The organism is Massilia phyllosphaerae (assembly GCF_034659755.1).
In the GTDB taxonomy this organism is placed as follows: Bacteria; Pseudomonadota; Gammaproteobacteria; order Burkholderiales; family Burkholderiaceae_D; genus Telluria; species Telluria phyllosphaerae.
In genome coordinates this window covers 511,749-533,812 of the sequence record NZ_JAXSQX010000002.1, presented here as the reverse complement: position 1 = coordinate 533,812, position 22,064 = coordinate 511,749, and the positions used below count along the sequence as shown (strand labels likewise).

The window sequence follows — 22,064 nt, the reverse complement described above, 5'->3', positions numbered from 1 at the left end:
CTGCTGCGTTATTAGTAAGTCATTCGCCGTAAGTAATCAGCAATAATAACCCGCGTATTGTAGCCCTATGAGCATGAATTCCTGGATCGACCACCTGTCGCCGCTCGGCGCCCGCTTCCATCCCGACGAAGCCACCCAGATCGAAGACTTCGGCCGCGTACTGAGCGCGGCCGACCTGGCCGCCGGTTTCGTCGCCCCGGTCACCGACCTGGGCCTGATCGGCGTGGCCGGCGAGGATGCCGCCTCCTTCCTGCACAACCAGCTGACCAACGACGTCGAGCACCTCGGCACGGGCGACGTCCGCCTGGCCGGCTACTGCACCCCGAAAGGCCGCCTGATGGCCACCTTCCTGATGTGGAAGGAGGCGGACGGCATCTATCTGCAATTGCCGCGCGCAATCCAGGCGCCGCTGCAGAAGCGCCTGTCGATGTTCGTGCTGCGCGCCAAGGCCAAGCTGCGCGATGCCACCGAGGAAGCGCAGCGCGTGGCGGTGCTCGGCCTCGGCGGCGCCAAGGCGGAAAGCGCACTGCGCGCCCATGTGGCCGAGCTGCCGGCGGCGCCCTATGCCAAGGTGGAAGGCCCTGCCGGCACCGTCATCCGCCTGGCGGACGCCCTTGGCGCGCCGCGCTACCTGTGGCTGACCTCGGCCGAGACGGCCGCCGCCGCCCTGCCGGCGCTGCGCGAACAGCTGGCCCTGGGCGGCAACGCGGCCTGGCAGCTGGCCGCCATCCACGCCGGCGTGCCGCAGGTGAGCCAGCCGACCCAGGAACAGTTCGTGCCGCAGATGGTCAACTTCGAGCTGATCGGCGGCGTCAACTTCCGCAAGGGCTGCTACCCGGGCCAGGAAATCGTCGCCCGCAGCCAGTACCTCGGCAAACTCAAGCGCCGCATGGCGCTGGCCACGCTGGACAATGCCGCCGCGCGTCCCGGCGACGAGGTGTTTTCGAGCGCCGATCCCGACCAGCCCTGCGGCATGATCGTGAACGCCGCGCCGAACGGCAACGGCGGCGCCGACGTGCTGGTGGAAATCAAGCTGGCCGCGATCGACAGCGAGGTGCGCCACGGTTCGGCCGGCGGCACCGCGCTGTCCTTCCTGCCGCTGCCGTATGCGCTCGACGCGATCGATGCCTGAAGCCTGCCCCGCGCACCGGCCATGATCGACCTGTACGTCTACTATAAAGTGCGCGAGCAGGACAGCGCCGCGCTCGAACCGCGCGTGCGTGCCCTGCAGGCCGCACTCGCCGCGCGCCACGCCGTGGTGCCGCAACTGAAGCGCCGTCCGGAAATCCGCGACGGCCTGCAAACCTGGATGGAAGTCTACCCGTCTACCGACGACGCCTTTGGCGCCGCGCTCGAGGCCGCCGCACGCGATGCAGGACTCGATACCCTCATCACGGGTCCGCGCCGCGCCGAAGTTTTTATGGACCTGAACCCATGTGCCTGATTGTTTTCGCGTGGCGCGTGATTCCCGGCGTGCCGGTGATCGCCTGCGCCAACCGCGACGAATTCTACGACCGCCCGGCCACCCCGGCGGGCCCCTGGCCCGACGACCCCGACATCATCGCCGGGCGCGACCTGCAGGGCGGCGGCAGCTGGATGGGCGTGACGCGCCACGGCCCGCACGGCCCCAGGTTCGCCGCGCTGACGAATATCCGCGCGCCGGGCGAGCGCCGCGAGGACGCGCCCACGCGCGGCGCCCTGGTCGCCGACTACCTCAAGGGCGACCTCGACGCGCCGGCCTACCTGGCCCGCATCGCCCCCGGCGCCGGCGCCTACAACGGCTTCAACCTGGTGCTGGGCGACCGCGACGGCCTGTACTGGTTCTCGAACCGCGGCGACGCCGATGCGCGCAACGGCAAGGCGCTCGAACCCGGCATCTACGGCATCTCGAACGGCCTGCTCGATGCGCCCTGGCCGAAAGTCCTGCGCACGAAGGCGGCATTCGCCAGCCTGCTGCTGCAGGGCGCGCCCGAGGAAGCCTATTTCGAGATGCTGGCCGACACCACCCGTGCACCCGACCTGCGCCTGCCCGACACCGGCGTGCCGATCGAGGTCGAGCGCCAATTGTCGGCCGTCTGCATCGAGATTCCGGGCTACGGCACGCGCACCTCGACGGTCGTCAAGCTGTACGCCGATGCCGAACCCGAATTGCACGAGCGCATCCTGCAACCCTGCGCGGAAAAGGCCGCCTGAACGTTGCCAGGGGAAGGCCCCGCACGCTTCGCCCGCCGGAGATCATGAACAGGATCACTGCGCTATGATGGCCGCATAACTGCCTGCCCGTCCAGCGCGGAGGGGCGCAGTCCGGCGGAGATTCCGCAATGAATCCCTCACCCTTGCCCCTGGCCGTCTTCGTGGTCGGCGAAGACGGCGTCGTCATTACCTGGAACAAGGCCTGCGAAAAGCTGGCCGGCTTGACGCCGCGCGACATCCAGGGCCAGGCACTCGATCGCATCCTCGCCTTCGACCAGCCCGGCGACGCCTCCTTGCCGATGGCGGCGCGCGCCGACAGCGAATTTTCCGGCAGCCTGCGCTGCGCCGACGGCAAGGCGCTGCCGGTACGCATCACGATCGCCCCGCAGTCCTTCGACAACGGCGGCCCGCGCGCCTACAGCGTCATCGTGGTGCCGCGCACCGGTATCGCGCCGCCGCGCTACGCGCTGATCCAGGACCTGGCCATCGAAGAGATCATCGAAGGCCTGCCCTGCGTGTTCTACGTGATCGACCAGAGCGGCCACCTGCTGCTGTGGAACCGCCAGCTCGAGACGGCGCTGGAACGCACCAGCCAGGAAATGACGCGCACCGACGTCCAGTATTTCTTCGACGAGGCCGAGCGGCCGTTCATCGTGCAAAGGATCCTGGATACCTTCGCCGACGGCCCCACCATGCACGAGGCCGACCTGGTCGGCAAGCACGGCAAGCGCACCCCCTATCTGTTCCATTGCGCGCGCACCAGCCTGGGCGACCTGCCGTGCATCTTCGGTACCGGGCTCGACATTTCAAAGCGCAAGCAGGCCGAACGCGACCTCCGCGTGCGCGAACGCGCTATTTTTTCAAGCGTCAACGCGATCCTGATCACCTGCCGCGAGGGTGGCGAGAATCGTATCGAGTACGTCAACCCGGCCTTCGAACAGCTGACCGGCTACATGCTGGCCGAGATCAAGGGCCGCGATCCGCGTTTCATGCGCATCGAAGGCTGCGATGCCGACGAGCAGCGCCGCATCGACCACGCGTTGCAGCGCTGCGAAAGCGTGCGCGCAGTGATCCGTAACCGCCGCAAGAATGGCGAGGTGTTCTGGAACGAATTGCGGATCGACCCCGTCGCCAGCCTCGAAAACCAGGTCACCCACTTCGTGGCCGTGATCAACGACATTACCGAAGCCCGCCATTACGAGCGGCGCCTGCACCACCTGGCGCATCACGACCCGCTGACCGGCCTGGCCAACCGCACCCTGCTGCAGGAACAGCTGCGCCACGCGATCGACGACGCCGTGCAGGACGCCACGCTCGGCGCGCTGGCCTTCCTCGATCTCGACAACTTCAAGTACATCAACGACAGCTTCGGCCACGATGCCGGCGATACCGTCCTGCACGCGATCGCCGACCGCCTGCGCGCCAACGTGCGCGAAGACGATACGGTGGCACGGATGGGCGGCGACGAGTTCGTGGTCGTGATCCGCGACCAGCCGAGCGTCACCCACGTCGGCGACATGATGGAACGGATCCGCCACGCCATCGAGCAGCCGATCCTTGCCGCCGGCCAGGAAATCGCCAGCGGCGCCAGCATCGGCGTCAGCCTGTTCCCGCGCGACGGCGATACGCTCGACCGCGTCATGCGCGCCGCCGACGCCGCCATGTACCACGCCAAGACCCTGGGCAAGAACAATTGCCAGTTCTATTCGGAAGAGCTGAACCGCGTGGTGCACCAACACCTGCAGCTCGAAGCGAGCCTGGGCCGCGCCATCGGCAACGGCGAGCTGCGCCTGGGCTACCAGCCCAAGGTCGACCTGCGCAGCGGCAAAGTGGTGGGTGCCGAGGCGCTGGTGCGCTGGCATCATCCCGAGCACGGCCTGATGGCGCCGGAACGCTTCATTCCGGTGGCCGAAGAGACCGGACTCATCGTGCCGCTGGGCGAATGGGTGATCGACGAAGCCTGCGGCGCACTGCGTGCGCTGGATGGGATCGGCATGGAAGGCTTCGTGATCTCGGTAAACCTGTCGGCGCGCCAGTTGCGCCAGCGCCAGTTCGTCGACCTCCTGGCCGCCACCCTGCAGCGCCACGGCGTACGCCCGGCCAGCCTGGAGCTGGAGGTGACCGAAAGCCAGCTGATGGACCACCGGGACGACGCGCTGCAGGCGCTCGCCGGCCTGAAAGCGCTGGGCGTGCGGCTGTCCATCGACGACTTCGGCACCGGCTATTCGAGCCTGAGCCACCTGCAGAAATTCCCGGTCGACTACATCAAGATCGACCGCTCCTTCCTGCACCACGTCGGCGACGGCGGCGACGACGACGCCGTGATCACGCGCGCCATCATCGCGCTCGGCCACAACCTGAAGCTGAAGGTGATCGCCGAGGGGGTCGAGACGCGCGAGCAGCTCGCCTTCTTGCGCGACCACGGCTGCGACGAGATGCAGGGCTTTTATTTCAGCCCGCCGGTGTCGCAGAAACGGCTGGAGCGCATGGTCGGCAACGATGCGCGCCTGGCCGATTAAGCCGCCCCCGTCATCTCAAAGTTTCATCTCGAGGTTCAGCCCCACCCGCGGCGAGCCCGGGCTGAGCCCGATCTCCCGTGAGGTGCCGCTCGCATCCTCGTAGATGCGGTCCGACGCGTTGTCCATGCCGAGCAGGTTATTCACCGACAGCCGCAACTGGTATTGCGGGTTCAGCTTCCACAGCGCAAAGGCGTCGAGGTCGCGCCGGGTCTGCTGGTGCTGGCTCTGGGCTTCCGAGATGCGCACCCAGCCGCCCTGCTGGTAAGCCAGGCTGGCGCCCATGCTCAGGTCGCCCTTGCGCCAGTCGATGCCGAAGTTGGCCGACATCGGCGTCTGGGCGTCGAGCCGGTTGCCCGGCCCCGGCACCGATGCCACGTCCGACCAGTTGCGGGTCACGGCCGCGCGCAGGTCGAAGGCGGCCGCCGCCTCCATCAAGAGCTTGCCCGGCAACTTGAGCTCGGCCTCGAACGAGCGCACCAGCGCGTCGCCGTCGTTGACCGGGCGATACACCCAGCGGCCATCGGGATCGAGGTCGAGACGGGTGCGGATGTAGTCGGTGATCTCGCGGCGCGAGGCGCTGGCCGAGAACATCGCCCCTTGCGGCAGGAAATGCTCGTAGGTAAGGTCGAGGCCTTTCGCCAGTTCGGGCTGGAGCTCGGGGTTGCCGGCGGAATCGGCATTGAAACGCGTGTTCAGCGCCGATTCGTAGCGGCGCGCGGTCAGCTGCTCGATGGTCGGCGCCTTGTAGGTGCGGGTCAGGGCCAGGCGCAGCTGGCGGCCGTTGGCCTTGCCGTCGGCGCCGAAGAACTTGTACAGGGCCTGGGCCACCGGGCTCAGGACGTGGCTGTTGGAACGGGTCGGCGCCAGGCCGGACGCCTCGCTGTCGATCTTGACACCCTCCCAGCGGCCACCCAGGTAGAGCGACATCTGCCTGTCGATGCTCCACTCGTCCTGCAGGTAGCCGGCCAGGCGCGTGATCTTCGGCGAGAAGGTTTCGACCACGTGGGTCGAGGTCGGAATAACCCCTGCCGTCCCCAGCATCTCGTTGCGGTCGCGCACCTCGTCGCTGGTCTGGACGCTGGTATCGAAGCCGGTCGTCAACGCATGGCCCTCGCCCAGCGAGCGCGCATACTTGCCGCGGACACTGCTGCGGCGGCCGTTGGTCTCACTGTCCCAGTCGCGCAGGAAGCGCAGCGCGCGCCCGGCCGTGTACTGGTCGTTGTAGGCGTCGCTGGTGTTGCGGTTGCGCTCGGTCGACAGGGTCAGGTCCAGCTTGCCGCCGGCCAGCTTGGCCACCCAGTTGCCTTCGATCCGCTGCATGCGGCTGCTGGTAGGCGAACTCTGGTAGTACTCGACGTAGTCCGGATCCGGAAAGCTGCCCACCAGGTTGGTGTTGAAGGTATTGCCGCCCCAGGTCGAGCGGGTCGCCTGCAGCCCCGCCGACAAATTCAGCTCGTCGCCGTTCTCCAGCTTCCACGACAGGCGCGGGAACAGCGCGATGCCGCGGTAATTGCCGGCGCCTTGGTACGGCGTCTCACGCGCCTGCACCAGGGTGCCGTCGGGCGCATAGAAGTAATCGGCGCTGCGGTTGGTGAAGGCGTTCTCGCCGGCGTACAGGCTGCCGTTCAGGAAGTAGGACAGGTTGCCCTTCCGGTCGCCGAGCGTGCCGCCGGCGTTCAGGTTGCGGCTTTCCTGCGAGCGCATGACGCTCAGGCGCAGGTCGCGCTGCGGCTTGCTGACGACCTTGCGCAGCACCACATTGATGGTGCCGGCGATCGACTGCATCGAGAACTCGGCGCTGGCCGCACGCACGATCTCGATACGCTCGATCTGGTCGGGCGTCAGCGCATCCAGCGAAAAGCCGGGCGGCGGGCGGTCGCCGTTGACCAGGATCTGGGTATAGCCGGCGCCCAGGCCGCGCATGCGCAGGGTCTTGCCGGTGACCGTAATGCCGGGAGCGCGCTTGAGCACGTCGAAGATATTGTCGTCGCCGTACTTGCGGATCTCGTCGGCGCTCAGGACCGTCTTGCTGGCGGTGTCGTCGCGGCGCGCGTCGTAGCTGGCGGCGGCGCCTGTCACCTTGACGGTCTGGATGGCTTCCTTCTGCGTCGGCGTGGTCTCGGTGGTAACCGGCTTGTCGGCAGGTGCCGCATCGGGCGGCGCTGCGGATTGTGCCAGCGCGGCGACCGGTGCGAGCAGCAGGAAGGGAACGGCGGCGCGGGCGTAGCGGAGTCGATGACGTGGCATTGCGGGCATGGGCAGGATGGATGGGCCGGAACGCCCAACACGATACCAGCAATATTGCACTGGCAGCACGCAAAATTGTGAAAATAATCATTCGGCAGCGACACATTAAATCAATTGTATGTAACGACTGTTTCATGTAACGTCCGTTTCATGGACAAAAGAAACGAGTTGCGCGACAAGGCGCTGGAATACTTCCTGGACCACGGGCTGGCCGAACTGTCGCTGCGCCCGCTGGCGGAACAGATCGGCACCAGTGCACGGCTGCTGATCTATCACTTCGCATCGAAGGAAAACCTGATCGCCACCGTGATGGCGCACGCGCGTAGCCGCGTACAGGAGTCGGTCGTCGGGATGATGCGGACGTCGCAGGGCCGGGCCGACATGGTCTCGGTGTGGGGATGGGTGAGCGACCGCGAGAACCTGCGTTACGTGCGCCTGCTGTTCGAAGTGCAGGTACTGGCGCTGCAACATCCCCAGGTGTATGCGCAGTACCTGTCCGATACCAGCGCCAGCTGGCTTGAACTGATCGAACAAGGCATTCCCGCATCGGCCGAGCGCCGCACGATTGCCACCCTGTGCAGTGCGGTGATCGACGGCCTGGTGCTCGACTACATGAGCACAGGCGAACTTGACCGTACCAGCGCCGCACTGCACTTCTTCGTATCGCTGCTGAGCCGCTACCCCACCACACCCCCCAACCACCAGGAGCCACCGACATGAGCCGTCCCGATACCGCATCGCCAGGTGTTTTCAACGCGCAGACCCATCCGCCGGCCTTGCTGGCGCCCCGCCGGCACACCTGGACGCTGTTCGGGATCGTCGCGGTCCTGACGATCCTCGGCGCCCTCAACGACAGGCACGACCTCACCGCGCAGCAGGCCCCCGATGCGGCGCGCATGATCAAGACCGACCTGTTCATGATCGCGGTCCTGTGGTTCTGGGTGCTTTTCGTCTACAAGGGCATGCGCGAGCGCGGGCGTTCCATCCGCGAATTCTTCGGACCGGCGCCGTCCACGCCCGGCCGCCTGCTTGCCGACGCGGGCTGCGGCGTCCTGGCGATTGCGCTCGTGTATATCGGTTCGCTCGGTATCGACCAGCTGGTGCCGGAGCGCGCCGGACTGTCCAACAACCCGATCCTGTCCGCGACGCCCGACGGCCTGGCCGCAAGCCTGGTCTGGATCGGCCTGTCCCTGAGTGCCGGCATCTGCGAAGAGATCGTGTTCCGCGGCTACCTGCAACGCCAGCTTGCCACCCTGACCGGCAAGATCGGCCTGGCGATCCTGATCCAGGCCGCCGTGTTTGCCGTCGGCCACGCCTACGAAGGCCCGGCTGCGGTGCTGCACATCGTGTTGCATGGCCTGGTGCTGGGGGTGCTGGCGTATTGGCGCGGAAATATCCGTGCCGGCATCGTCCAGCATGCAGGCTGGGACCTGCTGGTCGGGTTCGGCCTGCTGTAAATCTTCATGCTTGCGCCGCCGCGCGGTAACGGCCAGAAATGCCTGACAACCAATAATTCTCGTCGGGACCGCCCATGGAAAACAGCACCGCCGGCAACGCGCCGCAGCTCAGCCGCGCCGTGGCCCGGCGCGCGAGCAAAAGCACGGCGGTGCCGGCCGCCTGATCAGCCGCCCAGCACAGTCACCACCACCGAGCGTCGGTGCGGACTGGTGCGGTGCTCCCACAAATAAATGCCCTGCCAGGTACCCAGCAGCAGCCGGCCGCCGCCGACCGGCACGCTCAGGCCGGTGGCCGTCAGCATGCTGCGCGCATGGGCCGACATGTCGTCCGGTCCTTCGGCATCGTGGCGGTAGGCCCGGTCGCCGTCCGGCGCCAGGCGCGCGACGACGGTTTCGAGGTCGCGCCGCACGTCGGGGTCGGCGTTTTCGGTAATCAGGAGCGAGCAGCTGGTGTGCTGCACGAACACGTGGGCCAGGCCGACCTCGACGCCGGCTTCGGCCACCACGCGCGCCACTTCCCTGGTGATGTCGAGGGTGCCGCGGCCGCGCATCGGGAATTCGAGGATCGTCTGGTGCGCCATGGCCAGCTAGCGGATGTGAAGCGCGCCGGCGCGGATCGCATCGAAGGCGAGGCGGGCGATGTCGGCGTCACCGCGGCCCGTCACATCCTCGGTACACAGGACCGACGCCGCGATCGGCGCGCCAGCTTGGCGCAAGTCCTGGTCCAGGGTCTCGGACAGGGCCAGCACCGCCTGCCGCGCCACCTTGACCGCGCCCTGCCCGGCCATCGACGCCGTGTTGACGATATGACCCCGGTAAGCGGGATCGCGCCGGGCGCAGTCGAGCATCAGCGGCGTGAAGATGCGCACGCCGTGGATCACGCCCCACAGGTTGATATCGAGCACGCGCTCCCAGTCGGCTTCGCTCAGTTCCCAGGTCAGGCCGTCCACGCGGGCGCAGTCGTTGTTGACCAGCAGGTGCACACCGTGGAAGCGGATCATGGCCGCATCCGCCAGTTCTTCCACATGCGAACACTTGCGCACGTCGCACACCATGGCCAGCACTTCGGCGCCGCCGGCAAGCAACTCGTCGGTGGCGCGCTCGAGCGCATCCGCGTCGAGGTCGGCCAGTACCAGCTTCATGCCGAGCGCAGTCGCGGTCTCGGCGAACGCGCGTCCGAGACCGGTTGCGGCGCCGGTGATGACCGCCACGCGGCCTGCGAAATCCTTCATCGGACGTCTCCCCGCACCTGTCGTCAAGGTCTATCGCTGCCAGTATGCGCTCAAACGATATAGTCCATGCATTGGCGCCCTTCGCGGATCGCGCCGATGAACGGGACCAGCGCCTGGTGGGTCGGGTGCTGCGCGTAGGCGTCGAGCGCGGCCTTGTCCTGGAACTCCGAATACAGCACGACGTCGTAGGTGGCTTCCAGGCCCGGCTGTGCCAGCGTGACTTCGAACTTCAGGATGCCAGGCACGATGGTGGCGCATTCGTCGAGACGGCGCTTCATCTCGATGGCATTGGCGGCGCGGTCGGCGCCTTCAGCGTGGTCCTTCAGTTTCCACATGACGATGTGCTTCAGCATGACATTCCTTCTTTATATGAGTTACGGCAGCCCAGTATCCTTCCGAACCCGGCTGGGCTGCAATGCGCAGTGAGCATACCGTGTCGGGGCAGGAATGGCGAGTCCACGACGGGACCGTGCGCGGATCGTTTGTCGTGATGCGTCACAATATGGCCGCCGGTGCCGCGCCGGCTGCGTTCTGGTGGCTAGGGGTTGGGGTGGTTTTTGGTTATTATCGGTTAGTTGCATAATAGTGCAGGTAATTGCGGCGCGAGGCCGGGCTACCGTGTGCCCCTTGCAGAACTTAGTCGGTTAGTTGCAAGATAGAGGCTGATCGCACTACCCGGATTCTTCATGAGCACCACCCAACCCAAACACACTGCGGCCGACTGGGACCGCGCCCCCAACGTCGCCTTCGCCGCCTTCGTCGTCACGCCCGAGTTCGTGCTGACCTCGAGCCGCCAGCGCGACATCGTCCCGATGCCGGTCTCGGCCGAGTCGGCCGCCGTCTACAAATTCATGTTCGGCAAATTCGCCGCCTGGATGGTCGAGCAGCGCCTCAAGATCTCGACCGTGAGCGCCGCCGACCTGCAGCGCTTCGTCGACAACCGCACCAATGGCAAGCGCGACCTCAACAGCAAGATCGCCTACCGCTACCTGCGCCTGCTCGAACGCTGCTACGACTGGCTGGAACGCTCGCCGAATCCGGCACGCGACGCCATCGCCGCCACCGACCGTGCCCACATCGCCAAGGATGCGCCGATGGCCGCCCTCAACGGCGACGAGCTGGAGCGCTTCCTGGCCGCCCTCCCCGCCGGCCGCGCACCCGACCAGAGCGGCAGCGCCGGCTGGAAACGGCGGCGCGACCGCGCCATGCAGATCGTGATGGCGCTGTCCGGCCTGCGCGTGGCCGAAGCGGTCGGCCTGCTGGTCGACGAGATCGGACGCCAGGCCGACGTCGAGGGCGCCATCGAGATCAACATCACCCCCGAGCAAAAGCACCGCACCAGCTACGAGCACACCGCCAAGCTGCCACGCGAGGGCGTGGCCGAGCTCGAAGCCTGGCTGCGCGAGCGCGCCGAGCTGGGCATTCCAGGCGACCTGGTCTTCCCCGCCAGCCTCGAAGGCGACACGCTCCACAAGGCCACCGTCTACCGCCAGGTGCGCGCCACCTTCGAGCGCGCCGGCGTAGCGGTGCCGCGCGCCGGCGGCCGCACCCTGCGCAATACCTTTGCCGCGCGCCAGTGGCAGCAAGGAGCGACGCCGGACGAGATGACGGCCGTACTCGGCCTGGCGCTGGAACGCTCGGCCCAGGCCTATAAATATGCGCGCACCAATCCCGAGGACGGTGTGGAACAGGAAGGCGATCCGGACGACGAGCTGGACGATGTTCTGCCGCCGAAGCCGGCTGGCTGAGGGGCGTGACTTTTGGCGCTCAGAACCAAGGGGCCACTGTTTTTGCAGCTGCGACGACGAGTACTTGACCGTCTGCAGATCACCTCTGCCGTAGCGTTCATGTCTGCGTTCGCATATACGTCCAATACTAAACCGTAGCTAACTAGAAACAATGTTTCCTGTTAAAATTGTATTTTTCGTACACGCTGCGTCGACGCTTTCACGCTCGACCGCAGCCCTGCGCAGGCGTTCTGGGCACGGCATTTTCCGAAAAGGTCCGCGTGCTTATGCTCGGCATTGACGCCAACTCGTTCATCATCATTTCCGCCGCATTCGGCCTGCTCTGCGCGTTCCTGTTTTTCTCCATTCGCGTGGGCTTCCCGAAAACCATCACCGGCCTGGCCCAATGGGGATGGGGATGTCTGCTGATGGTCGTGGGTGCCGTCGGTTTCACAACGCGCGACCATGTGCCGGTGCTCTTTTCCAGCTACCTGCCCAACCTCCTTATTCCGGCAGGCGTGATCTTCATGCATTACAGCCTGGGGCTGTTCGGCAAGCTCGCGTCGAGCGGACGCCTGCTCGTCGCCCTACTCTGCGTCGCGGCGCTTGCGCTGGCCTGGGTGACCTTTATCGTCGATGACTACCGTGGCCGGGTGCTCGTCGTCAGCAGCCTGCTGACCGTATTGTTTGCGGCATGCTGCAAACGGATCCTGGGTTACCGCGTCAAGCGCTTTCCGGAGTGGTTCACCTGTGCGATCTACGCCGCTACCGCTTGTGTGATGGCCACGCGCTTTATCGCGGTGCTGCTATACGACGGCACCTTGACGCTGCAAAATGACACCTCAGCCATCCACGACGTTTATTTCACCTCATTCCCGTTCTCGCTGGTGGCGATGAGCCTGGGATTCCTGATGATGGCCAATCGGGAGCTGCAGAGCCGCCTTGAGTCGCAGGCGCTGCACGACCCGATGTCGGGTGCCTACCGGCGCGACGCCTTGCTCGAGATGATGCAGCGGGAAATGGCCGCATCGCGAAGACACGGCAAGCAGATGGCGATATTGATGATGGACCTGGATAACTTCAAAGCCATCAACGACACGCTGGGCCACCTCGTCGGCGACCAGGTCATCGTGGATTTTGCGGCACAGGCGACGCGTCTGTTGCGCACCCAGGACATTATCGGACGCTTTGGCGGCGAGGAATTCGTGGTATTGCTCCCGCACACCGGCCTCGATGCCGCGCTGGCGACTGCCGAGCGCATTCGCAGCCGGGTTGCCGAGGCCAAGGAAACGACCGATCTGCCGGCCTATACCGTCAGCATCGGCGTCGCCTGTCTCGAGCGGGCCGACACCGATACGCTGTCGCTGCTCGATGCAGCGGACAAGGCGCTCTATGCAGCGAAACGGGCCGGGAAAAACCGCGTCGTCGCCGCCTAGCCCGATCAGTACACCTGCTCGACTTTCAAGCCTTTGGCGCGCAACAGCGCGGGCAGGCTGTCCTTGCCGATCAAGTGCATGAGTCCCACCGCCGCCATCGTCTGGTGTTCACGGCGCAGCAAGCCGTCGAGTTTGTCGGCCATCGGCCCGTTGCGCTCGCTCAGGAAGCGGCGCTGCAGGATCTGCGACGACAGCCGCGGGTCCTGCTCGTATTTGAGGGCCAGGGCGTCGAGCGCAGCATGATCGGCCTTGGCCCACCCCTTTGTCACGGATACCATTTCCTGTTGCGCTTCACCGGAATCCAGCGATGCCAGGGTTTCATCGAGCAGTGTCCACTGGTCGGCGACCGGCAGCCGGTCGAACAGGTCGAGCTGGCTCTCGACGGTCTCCAGCGCGATGACCTTGACGTTGCGCTCGTGTGCCAGTCGGGCCAGGTGGGTATCGACGGCCAGGTCCGGCCGGTAACCGAGCTTGGCGTACTCGACCGTCGTCAGCGTGATGAGCAGCATCCACGGCTTGAGCTGGCTGGACAGCGTCGCCGGCGCGCCCAGCGTCTCCAGGCGGCGCGTCAGGCGCGGCCCGAGCGCAGGCGGCATGGCGGCGGCGATGGCGGGCGTGGTCAGCGCGATGCGCTGCACCGCCGCGGCCATCTCGGCAGTCTGTACGGTCGGATCGATTTCCAGCGCAAGGGTCGTGGAGGCCGCCAGGGCCTTGGTGACGCTGTCGTCGAGCGGGAAGAATTCGGGCAGTCCCATGTGGATGGTGCCGAACAACATCATCGTATGGCCATGGCCGCTGACCTTGAACAGCGCACCGCGTTCGACCGCCCAGGCGTGGTTGCCGAACAGGCTGAGTGCAGCAAGGAAAACGACAATTATCCGACGGGCCATGGGCGACTCCTTGAACAAGGGATGAGCGTCGGCATTCTAGCGAGTCGTTTGCCGTGTAGCTATTTAATTTTTACATCATTTCGCAACATGGCGTCCGGTGACAGCCCTGTGTGATGGCGGACTGCTCAAGAGAAGTTCAAATCCAGACCAAGCTTGCGGCCAAGGACGAAGGTAAGAACGGCCAGGACCACCAGCGCCAGCACGAAGCCCACCGCCACCTTGGCGGCCGTGCGCAGAACCTCGCCCCGCTCGCGCTGCCGTCCTTTCTTCCCCTGGTCGTAATGCCACTTGATGGCGAAGAACATGCCGATGCCTAACACCAGAAACTTGAATATAACGAAGACTACAGGGACCCAATCCATCATTTTGAATGTTTTCCAGGCTATGACTTAAGACGAAAGCGTGATGTCCGACTGCGGATGAGAGAAGAGAAAACGCCGGCGACCGCCGTGCAAGCATGGCGCCGCTGCACGTTCTGCGGCATTCTACTTAAAAGCAATTTCCATACATTGAGACATAATGTCCCAGTTAGAAGCCATACAAGGTGAAAATGTCCCGCCCTGGTTGCCACGGCTGGCCGTGCAGGGCGGTCCACGCTTCCTGCAGATCGCAGATGCCCTGCAGGCGGCGGTCGCGGACGGATCGCTGAAGCCGGGTGACCGGCTGCCACCGCAGCGCCGCCTGGCGGCGCAACTGGACGTCGACCTGACCACGGTCACGCGCGCCTACGACGAAGCCAGGCGCCGCCGGCTGCTGGAGGGGCGCGGCGCTCGCGGCACGTATGTCGCGGCGCCGAAAGTCGAATTGACCGCGGTCCTGGACCTTAGCATGAATACCCCGCCACCGCCGGATGGCGTGGACTTCGACGACCTGCTGAAACAGGGCTTGTCCCAGGTACTCATGCGGACGGATAACGACTTGCTGATGACTTATCACCTGGGCGGCGGCAGCGACGCCGACCGCAAGGCCGGCGCCACATGGCTCGCACCGATGTTCGGACAGTTGGATGCGCGCCAGCTGGTCGTCTGCCCGGGTGCGCAGGCCGCGATCGCCGCATCGATCCTTGCGCTGACGGCGCCCGGCGATGTCATCCTGGCCGAGCCCATGAGTTATCCCGGCCTGGGCGCCGCGGCCGCCCAATTCGGCCGCCACATCGTCGTGGTGGAAGCGGACAGGCACGGCATGGTGCCCGAGATGCTGGAAGAAGCGTGCGCGCGGCACAAGCCGGGACTGGTCTACCTGAATCCGACATTGCAGAATCCGACCGCCATCACCATGCCCGAGCGCCGCCGCAAGGCCCTCGCCGCCGTCGCCAAGCGCTGCAAGGTCCGCATCGTGGAGGACGATCCCTACTGGCGCCTCGCCGAGGCAGCGCCGCCACCGATTGCCACGTTTGCCCCGGACCAGGTGGTCTACATTTCGACCCTGTCGAAATGCCTGACGCCAGGCTTGCGGGTCGCCTTCGTGCTGCTGCGCGATTCGCACGAGCGCGAGCGTTTCCTGGTCGCGCTGCGCGCGTTCGCGCTGATGGCCGCGCCGCTGACGGCCGCCCTGGCTACCCAGTGGATACTCGACGGTTCGGCCGATGGATTGCTGGCAGGCGTACGGGGCGAGGCCCGCCTGCGCCACCGGATGGCGCGGGACATCCTCGCCGGGCGCTACAGCGGCGCCGGGGACGGCCTGCACGTATGGCTCGAGCTGCCGGCGTATTGGACGGCATCGCAGCTGGCGCGGGCGGCGGACCGCGAGGGTATTGCCGTCACGCCGGCGGAGGCCTTCGCAATGGGCGGCGGATCCGTGAACGCCATCAGGATCTCCTTGGGCAGCATCCAGGACCGTGGGCAGTTGCAGGCGGGTCTGCAACGGCTGTCTCAACTCCTTGCGCGGCGGCCCGAGTCGTCCGGCGCTGCCATGGTTTGAATAACATGCGCGTTGACTTGTCAACGCGCATGCCCCCGGATAGTATGAACTGAGTATCAGCCTGCCTGATATTTTCAAAAAAAGATCGAACCCGGAGGAGACATGAAAAAATACTTTGCCCTTGTTTTTGCATTGGTATCGCTTATCGCCGGCCATGGGTCGGCGTGCGCTGCCGGCAAGGAGGACTTCCAGCCACCCAAACCGAAGCTCGAGCACCTCGCGCGTTTCAGCGTCAATTTGGAAGCGCCGATCTGGGAACTGGGCGCCACCAGCGATCTGGGGCGCCGCCGCATCATTCCGATCACCAGCGGCAGTTTCGACGGCAAGCGGCTGAAAGGAACGATTCTCAACAATGGTGCGGACTGGCAGGTCGTTACCGCCCAGGGGCTTGCCATCATCGACACCCGCTACCTGCTCAAGACCAACGACGGCGCCCTGATTTACTTGCAGACCAAGGGTTTTCGCTACGGACCGCCCGAAGTGATGGCGGAAGTCGCCAAGGGCAACCCGGTCGATCCCGCCAAATATACGTTTCGCTTGACGATGAGTTTCGAAACAGCCGATCCGCGTTACACCTGGCTCAACCGTGCTATCGGTGTGGGTTCGGCGATGCGCCTGGGGGCCGCTGTCGTGTACGATGCATACTTATTGGAATAGAAAAAAGCGTCGTCCTCAGTCCATTTCGGCATGCATGGCATTAGTCGGAACGCTAGCTGGCGCGCAAATGCCATCACTGGAGAGACAATGGACTGGGAACCAATTTCAGAAGCCGAACTATGGGACAGAATCATCGACGCCGAGGGCCGGATGAGTCCGCACATTTTCCGCTTGTGGGAAGCGGTCAAGATCACGCCTGAAAAATGGAGCGAAACATCGTACGGTGTCCCCGGCGGAGGATTCTGGGTGGTGGCCATTATCGGCAACCGGGCAATCTGGTTCAACGATATCGAAGATGGATTTAATTGCTCTTCATATATAGTTCTAGGGAAGCTCGCGGAATACTGGTGCAACCAGGATGAACTTGAGCGCGCTGTGCAGAATATCTTGACCCTGATCGAGACTGGGATCGACTTCTCCGTTCGATGTTCTCCTCCCATCCCGGGAGAGTGGAAGCCAGTCTAGATTGGTGGAACCGTCAGTGCCCTGTAAGTTTGAAGACAGCACCGCGTAAGCTTCGCGGCGCACAGTCGCTCCGCGGCCGGCGTAAATACGCCGCCGCGAGGACGTCAAACTTACAATATGGGGACTACAATGGCGATCACACCCGGCATGGCCGCCGGCGGGAAGGCAGCGCCTTCCAGCGGGCTTACCAGGGAAGAACGGAAAGTCATCTTCGCTTCCTCCCTCGGTACCGTCTTCGAATGGTACGACTTCTACCTGTACGGCTCGCTTGCCGCGATCATCGGCAAGCAGTTCTTCCTCGGCGACCCGACCACCTCCTTCATCTTCGCGCTGCTGACCTTCGCCGCCGGCTTCCTGGTACGGCCCTTCGGCGCCCTCGTGTTCGGCCGCCTGGGCGACATGATCGGCCGCAAATATACTTTCCTGGTCACGATCCTGATCATGGGCGGCTCGACCTTCATCGTCGGCATCTTGCCCGGCTACGCGTCGATCGGCATCGCCGCGCCGATCCTGCTGGTCTGCCTGCGCATCCTGCAGGGCCTGGCGCTGGGCGGCGAGTACGGCGGCGCCGCCACCTACGTCGCCGAGCACGCGCCCGAAGGCCGGCGCGGCTACTTCACCTCCTGGATCCAGACCACGGCAACGCTGGGCCTGTTCCTGTCGCTGCTGGTGATCCTCGGGGTACGCAGCTCGATGGACACCGCCTCCTTCGACGCCTGGGGCTGGCGCATTCCCTTCCTGGTGTCGGTGGTCCTGCTCGGCATATCGGTGTGGATCCGCATGTCGATGGCCGAATCGCCCGCCTTCGCGAAGATGAAAGCCGAAGGCAAGACCTCGAAGGCACCGCTCAGCGAAGCCTTCCTGACCTGGCGCAACGGCAAGATCGCGCTGCTGGCCTTGCTCGGCATGGTGATGGGCCAGGCCGTGGTCTGGTACACCGGCCAGTTCTACGCCCTGTTCTTCCTGACCCAGACCCTCAAGATCGAACCGGCATCGGCCAACATCATGCTGGCCGTCGCGCTGGCGCTGGGCACACCCTTCTTCATCTTCTTCGGCACGCTGTCGGACCGCATCGGCCGCAAGTGGATCATCCTCGGCGGCTGCGCCATCGCCGCCCTCACCTATTTCCCGATCTTCAAGGCCGTCACCCACTACGGCAACCCGGCCCTGGAAAGCGCGATCAACAACGCGCCGGTGGTGGTGGTGGCCGATCCGGCGTCCTGCCGCTTCCAGTTCAACCCGACCGGCACCGCCAAGTTCCCATCGTCGTGCGACATCGCCACCGCGCAATTGACCGCCGCCTCGGTCAGCTACACCCACCAGGACGCGCCGGCCGGCACGGTTGCCAGCATCAAGATTGGCGACAAGGTCTACCCGTCCTTCAACGCCACCATGACGGCGGACGGACTGGACTTCGACAAGGCCAGCAAGGCGCGCGAAGCGGCGCTGAAGAAAGACCTCGGCGCCTCGTTGAAGGCGGCCGGCTACCCGGCCAAGGCCGATCCCGAGCAGATCAACCGGCCGATGCTGGTGCTGATGCTGTTCATCCTGGTGTTGTTCGTGACCATGGTGTACGGTCCGATCGCGGCGATGCTGGTCGAGATGTTCCCGACCCGCATCCGCTATACCTCGATGTCGCTGCCCTACCACATCGGCAACGGCTGGTTCGGTGGCTTGCTGCCGACGATCTCGTTCGCGCTGGTGGCGTCAAACGGCAACATTTACTACGGTCTCTGGTATCCGATCATCATCGCAGCCATCTGCGTCGTGATCGGAGCGCTGTTCGTGCGCGAGACCAAGGACAACAATATCTACGCGGCGGACTGAAGCGGCCGTCAATACGACCGTCCGAGAACAGGCCGCCATCGATGGTGGCCTGTTCCGCCGCCGCCGTTCCTATTTGACGCTCTCGGCCGCGGCCTCGCTCGCGACCGGCGCCGGCGCGCGGCTCCACGCGCGCATGCGGGTCGCCGCCCATGCCGTCATGGCGGCGCCGAACAGCAGCACCAGGCGCGTGTCGAACAGGGTCAGCACGGCACCGGCCGCCGCCATCAGGATGTTCGCCAGGCAGAAGGTGGTCGACAGCAGGCCCATCACCGCGCCCTGGCCATGGCCGCCGAAGCGGTCGGCGGCCCATACCTGGATCACGGCGTTGTAGAACGCGTGCGGCAGCCCGAAGGCCATGATGCCGACCATGCCGATCCACAGGTTGCCGGCACCGAGCGAGGCGATCGCCAGCGCCACCACCACGGCCAGCAGGCCGGCGCGCCGCAGCGGATCGGAGCGGCTCTGGCGGCCGGCGAACAGCGCGGCACCGGTCATGATGCCGCACATGCCGACATTTACCAGGGCAATCGACCGCGTGTCGTAATGGCCGACTTCGACCAGCCACAGCGGATAGAACTCATAGAAGGCCGTGACGCCGCAGGTGTAGGCCAGTTGCACGCCGAACAGCGTGCGCAGGCCGGGATGGCGCAGCAGGTTGAAGGCGTGGCGTTCGCGCGCCACTTGCCACCACGACGGTCCGTGGCTGCGCGGCTGGCGCGGCAGCGCGATCGTCACCAGGCACGCGCCGAGCAGCAGCGCGCCGGCGGCGATATAGAACGGTACCGTGACGCCCCAGCCCACGGTGAGGCCGGCCAGCAGCGGCCCGAACAGCCAGCCCAGGGTCAGCGCGCCGTTCAGCCACGACAGCGCGTGGTTGCGCAGCGGTCCCTGCAGGCCGTCGGCCAGCATCGCCCGCACGATCGAGCTCTGCCCTTCGAGCAGCCCGGTGCCGAAACGCGCCAGCAGGAACAGCGGATAGGAATGGCTGGCCAGGGCCCAGGCGGTCAGCACGTGGCCGAGCGCGGCGCCGGCCGCCGTCCCCAGCAGCAGCGGCCGGCGTCCGAAGCGGTCCGATAGCGAGCCCAGCACCGCGGTGCCGATCAGCAGCCCGATCGGGTTCACCATCAGCGCCACCGAGAACAGCAGCTTGGGCGGCAGCCCGAGGAAATTGGTCAGCCCGTCCGCCGTTCCATGGACGAACAGCGGCGGCAGGATCGGATAAGGCAGCGAGGCGCCGGTCGTGGACAGCAGTCCCAGCAGGCAGGCAGTGGCAATCAGCAGGGCGTTCTTCATGTCGGCTCGTTAACGAAAGTGTAACGAGCCTAGCACGAGCGTCACCCTACCCGCATCTCGGGATTAAGCGACCACACTAAGCGTTGAAGGATTTGCCCTCGGCCGCCAGCCGCACCAGCAGCGGCGCCGGCGTCCAGGCATCGCCGTGGTAGCCGCGCGCAAACTTCTCCATTGCCGCCAGCACCGCCGGCAAGCCGACCGTGTCCGCATAGAACATCGGCCCGCCGCGGTGCAGCGGGAAGCCGTAGCCGGACAGGTAGACCATGTCGATGTCGGAGGCGCGCAGGGCGATGCCCTCTTCCAGTATCCTGGCGCCCTCGTTTACCAGCGCGTACACCAGGCGCTCGACGATTTCCTCGTCGCCGACGATGCGGCGCTCGATGGTCAGGCCGGCCGCGTGCCCGGTGATCATGTCCTCGACCAGCGGCGACGGCAACGGCGCGCGCTCGCCGGCCACATAGTCGTACCAACCGGCGCCGGTCTTCTGGCCGAAGCGGCCCTGCTCGCACAGCAGGTCGGCGGTCTTCGAGTATTTCAGGTCGGGCATCTCGACCTGGCGCCGCTTGCGGATGTACCAGCCGATGTCGTTGCCGGCCAGGTCGCTCATGCGGAACGGACCCATGGCAAAGCCGAAGGCTTCGGCGGCGCGATCGACCTGTTGCGGCAGCGCTCCCTCGTCCAGCAGGAAGCCGGCCTGGCGGATGTATTGCTCGACCATGCGATTGCCGATGAAGCCGTCGCACACGCCCGACACCACGCCGGTCTTCTTCAGCTTTTTCGACAGTGCCAGCGCGGTGGCCAGCACGTCCTTGCCGGTGTGCGCGCCGCGCACGATTTCCAGCAGCTTCATCACGTTGGCCGGGCTGAAGAAGTGCAGCCCGATCACGTCCTGCGGGCGGGCGGTGAAGGCGGCGATGCGGTTCAGGTCCAGCGTCGAGGTGTTCGAGGCCAGGATCGCGCCCGGCTTCATGACGGCGTCGAGCCGGCGGAACACGGTTTCCTTGACGGCCAGGTCTTCGAATACCGCTTCGACCACGATGTCGGCCGCGGCAATGTCTTCATAGGCGAGCGTGGTGCGGATCAGGCCGATGCGCCGGTCGAACTGGTCCTGGCCGAGCTTGCCCTTCTTGACGCTGCTTTCGTAGTTCCGGCGGATCGTCGCCAGGCCCTTGTGGAGCGCGGCCTGCTCGGTATCGATGATGGTCACCGGGATGCCGGCATTGGCGAAATTCATGGCGATGCCGGCGCCCATGGTGCCGGCGCCGACCACCGCCGCGGCCGCGATCGGGCGCACCGGCGTATCGGCCGGCACGTCCGGGACCTTGGCGGCGGCGCGCTCGGCAAAGAAGGCATGGCGCAGCGCCTTCGACTCGACGGTCTCCGCGAGCGCCATGAAACGGTCGCGCTCGAAGGCCAGTCCTTCCTCGAAGGGCATGGCGGCGGCGGCGGCCACCGCGTCCAGGCAGGCCAGCGGCGCCGGGAACGGGCCGGCGGCGGCCTGTACCCTGGCGCGTGCCGCCGCCAGGAATGCGTCCAGGCCGGCTTGCTCGATCGTGTTGTCGCGCACGCGCGGCAGCGGACGCACGGCGGCCACGCGTTCGGCGAAAGCGACTGCCCCTTCCACCACGTCGCTGCCGGCCGGCAGCAGGTCGTCGAACAGCAGCGTGCCGGCCAGTTTTTCGGACAGGACCGGCGTACCGGAGACGATCATGTCCAAGGCCGGCTCCAGGCCCAGCACGCGCGGCAGGCGCTGGGTGCCGCCGGCGCCCGGCAGCAGACCCAACTTCACTTCCGGCAGCGCGATCTGGGCGCCGGGCAGCGCCACCCGGTAATTCGCGCCCAGCGCCAGCTCCAGTCCGCCGCCCATGCACACGCTGTGGATGGCGGCGACCACCGGCTTGCTCGATTCCTCGACCACGCGGATCAGGGTGTGCAGCGTCGGTTCGGTGAGCGCCTTGGGTGAATTGAACTCGCGGATGTCGGCGCCGCCCGAAAAGGCGGTGCCGGCGCCGGTGATGACGATGGCCTGCACCGCGTCGTCGGCCTGGGCACGCTGCAGGGCGGCCACGGCGGCGCTGCGGGTCTCGCGACCGAGGCCGTTGACCGGCGGGTTGTTCAGGGTGATGACGGCGATCCGGTTGCGGAGCTGGTAATCTGCGCTCATGTATGTCTCTGTATTAATGATAAGGCAATACGGGCAC

At 65.8% G+C, this 22,064-nt stretch carries 20 protein-coding genes; 12 read left to right on the top strand and 8 right to left on the bottom strand.

Translation table 11 applies throughout. The features are described 5' to 3' along the window. Positions 1 to 73 precede the first annotated feature (73 nt). The 4 genes from ygfZ (at position 74) to U1H99_RS10495 (ending at position 4,712) form a co-directional block, all read left to right on the top strand. Positions 74 to 1,132: a CAF17-like 4Fe-4S cluster assembly/insertion protein YgfZ gene (gene ygfZ, locus U1H99_RS10510; protein WP_323141679.1), complete on the top strand. Its 1,059-nt coding sequence runs from the start codon at positions 74 to 76 to the stop codon at positions 1,130 to 1,132. A 21-nt stretch (positions 1,133 to 1,153) separates the two neighbouring features. Beyond that, entirely contained in the window at positions 1,154 to 1,444 is a 291-nt protein-coding gene (locus tag U1H99_RS10505) for a DUF4936 family protein (protein WP_323141678.1), read from the top strand. Then, entirely contained in the window at positions 1,435 to 2,193 is a 759-nt protein-coding gene (locus U1H99_RS10500) for an NRDE family protein (protein ID WP_323141677.1), read from the top strand. The genes U1H99_RS10505 and U1H99_RS10500 overlap by 10 nt, the downstream gene beginning before the upstream one ends. A gap of 128 nt (positions 2,194 to 2,321) precedes the next feature. Continuing rightward, complete coding sequence (locus U1H99_RS10495) at positions 2,322 to 4,712, top strand: sensor domain-containing protein (RefSeq protein WP_323141676.1); 2,391 nt, start codon at positions 2,322 to 2,324, stop codon at positions 4,710 to 4,712. Positions 4,713 to 4,727: 15 nt separating this feature from the next. On the opposite strand, the gene U1H99_RS10490 is transcribed toward U1H99_RS10495, so the two are convergent. Beyond that, a complete protein-coding gene (locus U1H99_RS10490; protein ID WP_323141675.1) occupies positions 4,728 to 6,959 on the bottom strand; it encodes a TonB-dependent receptor plug domain-containing protein in 2,232 nt (743 codons plus the stop codon). 150 nt (positions 6,960 to 7,109) lie between these two features. Between U1H99_RS10490 and U1H99_RS10485 the strand changes: the two genes are divergently transcribed. Together U1H99_RS10485 and U1H99_RS10480 are read left to right on the top strand one after the other, a co-directional pair. Further along, positions 7,110 to 7,679 (top strand): TetR/AcrR family transcriptional regulator, encoded by a 570-nt coding sequence (locus tag U1H99_RS10485; RefSeq protein WP_323141674.1) that lies wholly within the window; start codon positions 7,110 to 7,112, stop codon positions 7,677 to 7,679. Then, positions 7,676 to 8,416: a CPBP family glutamic-type intramembrane protease gene (locus U1H99_RS10480; protein WP_323141673.1), complete on the top strand. Its 741-nt coding sequence runs from the start codon at positions 7,676 to 7,678 to the stop codon at positions 8,414 to 8,416. Before U1H99_RS10485 ends, U1H99_RS10480 begins: the two co-directional genes overlap by 4 nt. A 164-nt stretch (positions 8,417 to 8,580) precedes the next feature. Here the strand turns inward: U1H99_RS10480 and U1H99_RS10475 are convergent, their stop codons facing one another. Genes U1H99_RS10475 through U1H99_RS10465 form a run of 3 tightly spaced genes read right to left on the bottom strand, consistent with a single transcriptional unit; the run spans position 8,581 to position 10,001 of the window. Continuing rightward, complete coding sequence (locus tag U1H99_RS10475) at positions 8,581 to 8,997, bottom strand: secondary thiamine-phosphate synthase enzyme YjbQ (RefSeq protein ID WP_323141672.1); 417 nt, start codon at positions 8,995 to 8,997, stop codon at positions 8,581 to 8,583. Positions 8,998 to 9,003: 6 nt separating this feature from the next. Continuing rightward, entirely contained in the window at positions 9,004 to 9,648 is a 645-nt protein-coding gene (locus tag U1H99_RS10470) for an SDR family NAD(P)-dependent oxidoreductase (RefSeq protein WP_323141671.1), read from the bottom strand. Positions 9,649 to 9,698: 50 nt separating this feature from the next. Then, positions 9,699 to 10,001, bottom strand: a complete 303-nt coding sequence (locus tag U1H99_RS10465) for a Dabb family protein (RefSeq protein ID WP_323141670.1) — start codon at positions 9,999 to 10,001, stop codon at positions 9,699 to 9,701. A 333-nt stretch (positions 10,002 to 10,334) separates the two neighbouring features. Here U1H99_RS10465 and U1H99_RS10460 point away from each other — a divergent pair, with 333 nt between their 5' ends. Continuing rightward, the gene (locus U1H99_RS10460; protein ID WP_323141669.1) at positions 10,335 to 11,396 is read left to right on the top strand and encodes a site-specific integrase; all 1,062 of its coding nucleotides are present in this window, start codon (positions 10,335 to 10,337) and stop codon (positions 11,394 to 11,396) included. 266 nt (positions 11,397 to 11,662) lie between these two features. After that, positions 11,663 to 12,811 carry a GGDEF domain-containing protein gene (locus tag U1H99_RS10455; RefSeq protein WP_323141668.1) on the top strand — a complete coding sequence of 383 codons (1,149 nt, stop codon included), beginning with the start codon at positions 11,663 to 11,665 and terminating at the stop codon, positions 12,809 to 12,811. Between the two features lie 5 nt (positions 12,812 to 12,816). On the opposite strand, the gene U1H99_RS10450 is transcribed toward U1H99_RS10455, so the two are convergent. Together U1H99_RS10450 and U1H99_RS10445 are read right to left on the bottom strand one after the other, a co-directional pair. Then, complete coding sequence (locus tag U1H99_RS10450) at positions 12,817 to 13,701, bottom strand: TraB/GumN family protein (protein ID WP_323141667.1); 885 nt, start codon at positions 13,699 to 13,701, stop codon at positions 12,817 to 12,819. Positions 13,702 to 13,826: 125 nt separating this feature from the next. Beyond that, on the bottom strand, positions 13,827 to 14,063 hold the full coding sequence (locus U1H99_RS10445; protein WP_323142102.1) for a hypothetical protein: 237 nt from the start codon (positions 14,061 to 14,063) through the stop codon (positions 13,827 to 13,829). A gap of 157 nt (positions 14,064 to 14,220) precedes the next feature. Between U1H99_RS10445 and U1H99_RS10440 the strand changes: the two genes are divergently transcribed. The 4 genes from U1H99_RS10440 to U1H99_RS10425 all read left to right on the top strand — a co-directional run bounded on the left by U1H99_RS10440 (position 14,221) and on the right by U1H99_RS10425 (position 18,570). After that, a complete protein-coding gene (locus tag U1H99_RS10440) occupies positions 14,221 to 15,621 on the top strand; it encodes an aminotransferase-like domain-containing protein (protein WP_323141666.1) in 1,401 nt (466 codons plus the stop codon). A gap of 102 nt (positions 15,622 to 15,723) precedes the next feature. After that, complete coding sequence (locus tag U1H99_RS10435) at positions 15,724 to 16,278, top strand: DUF3237 domain-containing protein (RefSeq protein WP_323141665.1); 555 nt, start codon at positions 15,724 to 15,726, stop codon at positions 16,276 to 16,278. Between the two features lie 87 nt (positions 16,279 to 16,365). Next, positions 16,366 to 16,743, top strand: coding sequence for a hypothetical protein (locus U1H99_RS10430; RefSeq protein WP_323141664.1), 378 nt, complete (start codon positions 16,366 to 16,368; stop codon positions 16,741 to 16,743). 129 nt (positions 16,744 to 16,872) lie between these two features. After that, complete coding sequence (locus U1H99_RS10425; protein WP_323141663.1) at positions 16,873 to 18,570, top strand: MFS transporter; 1,698 nt, start codon at positions 16,873 to 16,875, stop codon at positions 18,568 to 18,570. A 69-nt stretch (positions 18,571 to 18,639) separates the two neighbouring features. Here U1H99_RS10425 and U1H99_RS10420 read toward each other — a convergent pair whose 3' ends face one another. After that, positions 18,640 to 19,863 (bottom strand): MFS transporter, encoded by a 1,224-nt coding sequence (locus tag U1H99_RS10420; RefSeq protein ID WP_323141662.1) that lies wholly within the window; start codon positions 19,861 to 19,863, stop codon positions 18,640 to 18,642. A 76-nt stretch (positions 19,864 to 19,939) separates the two neighbouring features. Then, the gene (locus U1H99_RS10415) at positions 19,940 to 22,027 is read right to left on the bottom strand and encodes a 3-hydroxyacyl-CoA dehydrogenase NAD-binding domain-containing protein (RefSeq protein ID WP_323141661.1); all 2,088 of its coding nucleotides are present in this window, start codon (positions 22,025 to 22,027) and stop codon (positions 19,940 to 19,942) included. Between the last annotated feature and the right edge of the window lie 37 nt (positions 22,028 to 22,064).